The following is a 7352-nucleotide window of genomic DNA, read 5'->3' on the forward strand; positions in this document are numbered from 1 at the left end:
TGTGAACGAAAGTTAATGCAGCACGGGCCCCAACCGGTCCCGTGCTTTCCCGCGCTGTTCAGGCGGTCGGGAGCTTGTGGTCGACGAACTGGTCGCGCAGCTTGAGCTTTTGCACCTTGCCGGTGGCGGTGTGCGGAATCTCGGGCACGAACACGACGTCGTCCGGGATCTGCCACTTGGCGATGCGGCCCTCGTAGAAGGCGAGCAGCTCTTCCCGGGTAAGCTGCGCGTCGGGCTTCTTGACGACGACCAGCAGCGGCCGCTCGTCCCACTTGGGGTGCCGCGCCGCAATGACGGCCGCCTCGTTCACGGCCGGGTGGGCCATGGCGATGTTCTCGAGATCGATGGAGCTGATCCACTCGCCGCCGGACTTGATGACGTCCTTGCTGCGATCGGTGATCTGCATGAAGCCGTCAGCGTCGATGGTGGCGACGTCGCCGGTGGGGAACCAGCCCGGCTCGCCGTCCACGCTGACGAGCGGCGATTCATCATGGTTCATGTAGCGGGAAATGACCCAGTGCCCACGCACCACCAGGTTGCCCGAACTCTGCCCGTCCCAGGGCAGCGAGCGGCCGTCGTCGTCGATGATGGCCATGTCGACGCCGTAGATGGCGCGCCCCTGCTTCTCCAGCAGGCGTTGCTGCTGTTCAGGCGGCAGGCTGAGCTGCCGCGTGGTCAGCTTGGACAGCGTGCCCAGCGGCGACATCTCGGTCATGCCCCAGGCGTGGATGACCTCGATGCCGTAGTCCTGCTGCAGCGACTTCATCATGGCCGGCGGGCAGGCCGAGCCGCCGATGACCGTGCGCTTGAAGGTCGAGAACTTGAGGTTGTTGGCCTTGACGTAGTTCAGCAGGCCCAGCCAGACGGTGGGCACACCCGCACTGAAGCTGACCTTCTCGCCTTCGAACAGCTCAAACAGGCTCTTGCCGTCCAGGTGCGGCCCCGGCATGACGAGCTTGCAGCCCACGATGGCCGCGCTGTAGGGCAGGCCCCAGGCATTGACGTGGAACATCGGCACGACCGGCAGGATGACGTCGCGAGCCGAGCAATCCATGGCGTCGGGCAGCGCGGCGGCATAGGCATGCAGCACGGTGGAGCGGTGGCTGTAGACGGCCCCCTTGGGGTTGCCCGTGGTGCCCGAGGTGTAACAGATGCTCGACGCGGTGTTCTCGTCGAACTGCGGCCAGGTGTAGTCGCCGCTTTCGGCAGCCAGCAGGTCGTCAAAGCAGAGCAGGTTCGGGATGGCCGAGGCCGCGGGCATGTGAGCGCGCGAGGTCATCAACACGAAGTGCTGCACCGTCTTCATCAGCGGCGCGACCTTCTCGACCAGCGGCAGGAAAGTGGCGTCGAAGCACAGCACGCGGTCCTGCGCATCGTTCGCGATCCAGACGATCTGCTCCGGGAACAGGCGCGGGTTGATCGTGTGGCAGACCAGCCCCGAGCCCGAGGCGCCGTAGTAGATCTCGAGATGCCGGTGGCCGTTCCAGGCCAGGGTGCCGATGCGGTCACCTGGCGTGCAGCCAAGCCGCGCAAACGCTTGTGCCGCCTGGCGTGACCTCAAGGCCACCTCGCGCCATGTGCTGCGATACAGGTCGCCCTCAACCCGCTTGCTGACGATTTCGGTGTCACCCGAGTGCCGCTCGGCGTGCTTGAGCAGCGACGAGATCAACAAGGGGTCCGTCATCATCCGGCCCATCAATGCCATGCCTGTCTCCTGGCTGTCTTATCGGCCCAGTCTAGCCTCGCGGCAAAGACCCCAAACGTCACAACCGCGACCCTCGAACCCCGGGGAAACACCCAAGCGGGCGAGGCCCAAGGCCCTCTCACTAAACTGGTGCAATGAACCCGTTCGACGGCCTCGCCTGGACCAACCGATTCGCCGGCCTCGGGCCCGACTTCTACACCGAGCTGCCCGCCCAAGGCCTGCCGGAACCGCATTGGGTCGCGCACAGCCCTGATTGCGCCCGGTTGCTCGGCTTGCCCGAAGGCTGGCACACGCGGCCTGAGGCGCTGGCAGCGTTGTCGGGCAACAGCCTGTGGCCCGGCATGCGGCCACTCGCGAGCGTCTACAGCGGCCATCAATTCGGTGTCTGGGCCGGGCAATTGGGCGACGGCCGGGCCCTGTGGCTCGGCGAGCTCGACACGCCGCATGGCCCGCATGAGGTGCAGCTCAAGGGCGGTGGCCTCACGCCCTACTCCCGCCGTGGCGACGGCCGCGCGGTGTTGCGCTCATCGATCCGCGAGTTCCTGTGCTCGGAAGCCATGGCCGCGCTCGGCGTGCCCACCACCCGCGCGCTGTGCATCACTGGTTCACGCCTGCCGGTTTATCGCGAGACGGTGGAGACGGCAGCCGTGGTCACGCGGGTCGCACCGAGCTTCATCCGCTTCGGTCACTTCGAACACTTTGCGCACCACGACCAGCTCGATGCGCTGAAGCGCCTGGCCGATTGGTTCATCACCCATCACGCGCCCGAGTGCGCCGACGCGCCGGAGCCCGTGGTGGCACTGCTCAAGCGCGTGTCGCTGCAGACGGCCGAGCTGATGGCCCACTGGCAGGCCATCGGCTTTTGCCACGGCGTGATGAACACCGACAACATGTCCATGCTCGGCCTGACGCTGGACTACGGGCCGTTCGGCTTCATGGACGGCTTCGACCCCGGCCACATCTGCAACCACAGCGATGACCGCGGGCGCTACGCCTACGCGCGCCAGCCGGCCGTGGGCTTCTGGAACCTGCATGCCCTCGCTCAGGCGCTGGTGCCGCTGCTGCCGGGCGAGCCTGAAGCTGCCGGCGAGCGCCTGCTCGAAGCCGTGGATGCCTACCGCGACCGCTTCGCCAGCGCCATGCTCGGCCGGCTGCGCGCCAAGCTGGGACTCGAAGGCGAAGACGCGGGCGACCAAGCCCTGGCCGACGACTTCCTGAAGCTGATGGCCGCTTCGCGTGCCGACTTCACGCTGAGCTTCCGCCGCCTGAGCCGGGCCGAGGCGGACGTCGAACCGCTGCGCGACCTCTTCATCGACCGCGAGGCGCTCGACGCCTGGCTCGCGCGCTGGCGCCAACGCCTCACACCGGGCGCCCAGGCGCGCATGCTGGCCGTCAACCCCGCGGTGGTGCTGCGCAACCATCTGGCCGAAGGCGCCATCCGCGCGGCGCAGCGGGACGATTTCACGGAGATCGAGCGCCTGCTGAAAGTTCTGAGCCGCCCGTTCGACGAACCCGCTCTCCCCAGTGACGCGGCCCTGCCGCCCGACTGGGCCTCCACCCTCGAAGTGTCCTGTTCATCATGAGCGACGACAGCAAGACCTACCCCGTCCAGAAGACCGATGCCGAGTGGCGCGAGCAGCTCGACCCCATGCAATACCAAGTGGCGCGCCATGCCGCCACCGAACGCGCCTTCACCGGCAAGTACTGGGACCACTTCCAGAACGGCCACTACAACTGCATCGGCTGCGGCACGCCGCTGTTCGAGTCCGACACCAAGTTCGACGCCGGCTGCGGCTGGCCCAGCTACTGGGCACCGGTCAACAGCGAGGTCATCGAACGCGTGGTCGACCGCAGCCACGGCATGGTGCGCATCGAGGTGCGCTGCAACAAGTGCGGCTCGCACCTGGGCCATGTCTTCCCCGACGGGCCAGAGCCGACCGGCGAGCGTTACTGCATCAACTCGGCCGCGATCGACTTCGTGAAAGACAATCCCGGCTCCGGTTCCTGACCGCCCTGGGGCGCGCGCCGCGGCCGCGCCCGGTTGACTGCTGATGAAACTGTTGCTCGATTTCCTGCCGCTGATCCTTTTCTTCGTCGTCTTCAAGGGCGCCGAAGGCCATGCCGAGGCGGCGGCGGCCTTTGCCACCGAACACTTCGGCTTCCTGGTGTCGGGCGGCACGGTCGGCCCGCAGGAGGCGCCGGTGCTGCTGGCCACGCTGGTGGTCATGATCGCCACGCTCGCGCAGGCGGCCATCCTGAAGCTGCGCGGCAAGAAGATCGACCTGATGCTCTGGATCAGCCTCGTGCTGGTGGTGGTGCTGGGTGGTGCGACGGTGTGGTTCCACAACGAGACCTTCATCAAGTGGAAGCCCACCGGCCTGCACTGGGCGATGGCCCTCACGTTGTGGATCTCGCAAGCCGCCTTCGGCAAGAACCTCATCAAGGCCATGCTCGGCAGCGAGTTGCAACTGCCCGATGCGATCTGGCTGCGCCTGAACCGAGCCTGGGTGCTGTTCTTCGCGGTCATGGGCGTGGTGAACCTCTACGTCGCCTACAACTTCTCGACCTCGGCCTGGGCCAACTTCAAGGTCTTCGGCGTGACCGGGCTCATCGTGCTGTTCACGCTGGGCCAGGGCCTGTACCTGGGCAAGCACCTGCCCCCCGAAGAAGAGAGCAAGCCGTGATCGCCGCAGAGATCGAACGCCGCCTTCGCGCGGAGCTGGCCCCGTCGGCACTGACCATCCGCGACGACAGCGCCGACCATGCCGGCCATGCCGGCGCCCGCGAAGGGGGGCACTTTCATGTGGCTGTCGTGTCAGAACGGTTTACGGGTCTGCAACGGGTGGCCCGTCATCGCCTCGTTTATCATTTGCTGTCCGACCTGATGCAGCGCGGCATTCATGCGCTGGCCATCGACGCCCGGGCCCCGGGCGAAGCTTGATCAGGTCGAGCGTGATCGATCCACGCGCCCAGGCCGGGCGCGATTTTTTTAGCCAGAGTCACACCCACCCCTCATGAAGAAGTTTGCGCTTGCCGCCGTCGTCGCGGCCACCATCTCGGCCCTCGTGCCGGCTGTCGCAACCGCGCAGAACGTCGCCACCGTGAACGGCAAGCCCGTGCCCAAGGCGCGCGTCGAGCAACTGATCCAACAGGTCACCAAGAGCGGCCAGCAGCAGCGCTCGCCGGAGCTGGAAGCCCAGGTCAAGGACGAAGTCGTGCGCCGCGAGATCTTCATGCAGGAAGCCGAGAAGCGCGGCATCCCGCAAGGCAGCGACTACAAGGCCCAGATGGAACTGGCCCGTCAGATGCTGCTCATCCGCGGCCTGATGGAAGACTTCAAGGCCAAGAACCCGGTCAGCGACGCCGAAGCGCAAGCTGAGTACGACAAGTTCAAGGCGGCCAACAGCGGCAGCGAATACCGCGCCCGCCACATCCTGGTCGAGAAGGAAGAAGACGCCAAGGCCCTGATCGCCCAGATCAAGGCCGGCGCGAGCTTCGAGGAACTGGCCAAGAAGAACTCCAAGGACACCGGCTCCGCAGCCAACGGTGGCGACCTGGACTTCGCCAACCCGAACAACTTCGTGCCCGAGTTCAGCAAGGCCATGGTCGCGCTGCAAAAGGGTGAGATGACCCAGGAGCCGGTGAAGAGCCAGTTCGGCTATCACATCATCAAGCTCGAAGACACCCGCCCTGCGCAGTTCCCGGCCTTCGACGACGTCAAGGCACAGATCAAGCAGCGCATTGAGCAGCAGAAGATGGCAGACTTCCAGGAAAGCCTGATCAAGAAGGCCAAGACCGACTACACCTTTAGCAAGTAAGACCACCCCCGAAGGCGCTTCGCGCCTCCCCCTCAAGGGGGCGCAGCCAGTGGCCTGGCAAAGCCAGTTCCACGGCTGCTGCTGGAGGGGCGGTGGCTGCCCGTTGGGCAGCACCTGTAAAGAGAAAAGCCCGCTGGTTTAGCCAGTGGGCTTTTTGCTTCTCAGGCGGCCAAGCGGCCGGCTTCGATGCGCAGCTGGCGCTCGCAACGCGCTGCGATCTCGCGGTCGTGGGTGACGAGCACCAAGGTCGTGCCGGCCTCACGGTTGAGTTCGAACATGAGCTCCATCACCGCCGCGCCCGTGGCGAAGTCCAGGCTACCCGTGGGCTCGTCGGCCAGCAGCAGCGCGGGGCGCTGCACGAAGGCCCGCGCGAGCGCCACCCGCTGCTGCTCGCCGCCCGACAGCACGCGCGGGTAGTGGCCCAGGCGCTCGCCCAGGCCCACGCGGGCCAGCATGGCGGCGGCCTGGTCGCGCGCCTCGCGCTCGCCGCGCAGCTCCAGCGGCAGCATCACGTTCTCCAGCGCGGTGAGATTGGGCAACAACTGAAAGCTCTGGAACACAAAACCGAGCTCTCGCGCCCGCACCGCGGCGCGCTGGTCTTCATCCAGCGTGAACAGGTCCTGACCGCGCAGCTTGACGGTGCCACTGCTGGGCGTGTCCAGGCCCGCGAGGATGGCCAGCAGCGTGCTCTTGCCTGACCCCGAGGCGCCCACGATGGCCACCGATTCCCTCGTCGAGAGGGCGAAGCTGATGTCATGCAGAATCGTCAGCTCTCCGGTCGCGTCACGCACGCGCTTGGTGATCTGGTCAACTTGAACAAGGACTTCGGGCATGTCGGGACTGCGTCGGCGGGCAATGGTGGCGCACTGTAGCGTGGGCCTGCTGGCCGGCTGGTCGTCAGGGGTCTTGGCAGCGGCGGCCGAGGCGCCGGTCATCCTCGTCGTGGGCGACAGCCTGTCTGCCGAGTACGGCCTCAAGAGCGGCGATGGCTGGGTTGCGCTGCTGCAAAAGCGCCTGGCCGAACTGAAGAAACCGCACCGGGTCGTCAACGCCAGCATCAGCGGCGACACCACCGCGGGCGGCCGCAGCCGCCTGCCCGCGGCGCTGCGCACACACAAGCCAGCCATTGTGATCCTGGAGCTGGGCGGCAATGACGCGCTGCGCGGCCTGCCGCTCGCCACCACACGCGACAACCTGCTGACCATGGCGCGCGCCGCGCAAGCCGCGGGCGCGAAGGTCATCGTCGTGGGCATGCAGGTGCCGCCCAACTATGGCAGCGCCTATGCGCGCGATTTCGAGAGCGTCTTCGGCGACGTGGCCCGCCAGGCCAAGGCGGCGCTCGTGCCCTTCCTGCTGAAAGGCGTGGCTGACCGAGCCGACGCGATGGAGTGGTTCCAGCCCGACCGCATCCATCCGCTGGCCAAGGCGCATCCACAGATGCTGGACAACGTCTGGCCGGCGCTCAAGCCCCTGCTCTGAGGCCGGGCCCGAGGCTCAACGCTCCTGCTGCTTGGGGTCGCGCGGGCGATCACCGCGCGTCGGCACGCCGTCTTGGCGGCCACGCTGCGGGCCCTCATCACGCGGCTGGGCGCGTGGCTGAACCTGCGGCTGCGGCTGCATGGCCGGCGCACGCGGCACCTCGATCTGGCGCTGCGGCTCGGGCTGCGGTGCCCGGCGCTGAACTTCCTCACGGCGCTGTTGCTCTTCACGGCGTTGCTGCATCTCCCGCTGCAGCTGCACGTCGCGCTGCTGCTCCATCTCGCGGCGCTGCTGCATCTCGCGTTGTTGCTGCATCTCGCGCTGCTGCTGCATTTCGCGCTGCTGCTGCT

9 protein-coding genes are annotated in these 7352 nt (G+C 66.9%); 7 read left to right on the top strand and 2 right to left on the bottom strand.

All coding sequences use genetic code 11. From position 1 onward, the window contains the following. Positions 1–58 precede the first annotated feature (58 nt). The gene (locus CDO81_RS12535) at positions 59–1705 is read right to left on the bottom strand and encodes a 3-(methylthio)propionyl-CoA ligase (RefSeq protein ID WP_088483554.1); all 1647 of its coding nucleotides are present in this window, start codon (positions 1703–1705) and stop codon (positions 59–61) included. 134 nt (positions 1706–1839) lie between these two features. Here CDO81_RS12535 and CDO81_RS12540 point away from each other — a divergent pair, with 134 nt between their 5' ends. The 5 genes from CDO81_RS12540 to CDO81_RS12560 all read left to right on the top strand — a co-directional run bounded on the left by CDO81_RS12540 (position 1840) and on the right by CDO81_RS12560 (position 5523). Next, positions 1840–3288 carry a protein adenylyltransferase SelO gene (locus tag CDO81_RS12540; RefSeq protein ID WP_088483555.1) on the top strand — a complete coding sequence of 483 codons (1449 nt, stop codon included), beginning with the start codon at positions 1840–1842 and terminating at the stop codon, positions 3286–3288. After that, positions 3285–3713 (top strand): peptide-methionine (R)-S-oxide reductase MsrB, encoded by a 429-nt coding sequence (gene msrB / locus CDO81_RS12545; protein ID WP_088483556.1) that lies wholly within the window; start codon positions 3285–3287, stop codon positions 3711–3713. The genes CDO81_RS12540 and msrB overlap by 4 nt, the downstream gene beginning before the upstream one ends. Positions 3714–3756: 43 nt before the next feature. Continuing rightward, a complete protein-coding gene (locus CDO81_RS12550; RefSeq protein WP_088483557.1) occupies positions 3757–4389 on the top strand; it encodes a septation protein A in 633 nt (210 codons plus the stop codon). Beyond that, a complete protein-coding gene (locus tag CDO81_RS12555) occupies positions 4386–4646 on the top strand; it encodes a BolA family protein (protein ID WP_088483558.1) in 261 nt (86 codons plus the stop codon). Before CDO81_RS12550 ends, CDO81_RS12555 begins: the two co-directional genes overlap by 4 nt. A gap of 73 nt (positions 4647–4719) precedes the next feature. Further along, a complete protein-coding gene (locus CDO81_RS12560) occupies positions 4720–5523 on the top strand; it encodes a peptidylprolyl isomerase (protein WP_088483559.1) in 804 nt (267 codons plus the stop codon). A gap of 161 nt (positions 5524–5684) precedes the next feature. Here CDO81_RS12560 and CDO81_RS12565 read toward each other — a convergent pair whose 3' ends face one another. Beyond that, positions 5685–6356, bottom strand: coding sequence for an ABC transporter ATP-binding protein (locus tag CDO81_RS12565; RefSeq protein WP_088483560.1), 672 nt, complete (start codon positions 6354–6356; stop codon positions 5685–5687). Between CDO81_RS12565 and CDO81_RS12570 the strand changes: the two genes are divergently transcribed. Together CDO81_RS12570 and CDO81_RS12575 are read left to right on the top strand one after the other, a co-directional pair. After that, a complete protein-coding gene (locus CDO81_RS12570) occupies positions 6355–7002 on the top strand; it encodes an arylesterase (RefSeq protein WP_088483561.1) in 648 nt (215 codons plus the stop codon). The two genes, CDO81_RS12565 and CDO81_RS12570, sit on opposite strands and share 2 nt — an antisense overlap. A 72-nt stretch (positions 7003–7074) precedes the next feature. Then, positions 7075–7352 (top strand): hypothetical protein (locus CDO81_RS12575; RefSeq protein WP_144397224.1); only part of this gene is annotated, 278 nt, incomplete at its 3' end.

This window comes from Roseateles puraquae, assembly GCF_002205845.1.
GTDB lineage: Bacteria > Pseudomonadota > Gammaproteobacteria > Burkholderiales > Burkholderiaceae_C > Pelomonas > Pelomonas puraquae.

Excerpts from the sequence above, each read along its gene's own strand:
- CDO81_RS12535 (WP_088483554.1), bottom strand. The coding sequence starts at position 1,705 with ATGGCATTGATGGGCCGGATGATGACGGACCCCTTGTTGATCTCGTCG.
- CDO81_RS12540 (WP_088483555.1), top strand. The coding sequence starts at position 1,840 with ATGAACCCGTTCGACGGCCTCGCCTGGACCAACCGATTCGCCGGCCTC.
- msrB (WP_088483556.1), top strand. The coding sequence starts at position 3,285 with ATGAGCGACGACAGCAAGACCTACCCCGTCCAGAAGACCGATGCCGAG.
- CDO81_RS12550 (WP_088483557.1), top strand. The coding sequence starts at position 3,757 with ATGAAACTGTTGCTCGATTTCCTGCCGCTGATCCTTTTCTTCGTCGTC.
- CDO81_RS12560 (WP_088483559.1), top strand. The coding sequence starts at position 4,720 with ATGAAGAAGTTTGCGCTTGCCGCCGTCGTCGCGGCCACCATCTCGGCC.
- CDO81_RS12570 (WP_088483561.1), top strand. The coding sequence starts at position 6,355 with ATGTCGGGACTGCGTCGGCGGGCAATGGTGGCGCACTGTAGCGTGGGC.
- CDO81_RS12565 (WP_088483560.1), bottom strand. The coding sequence starts at position 6,356 with ATGCCCGAAGTCCTTGTTCAAGTTGACCAGATCACCAAGCGCGTGCGT.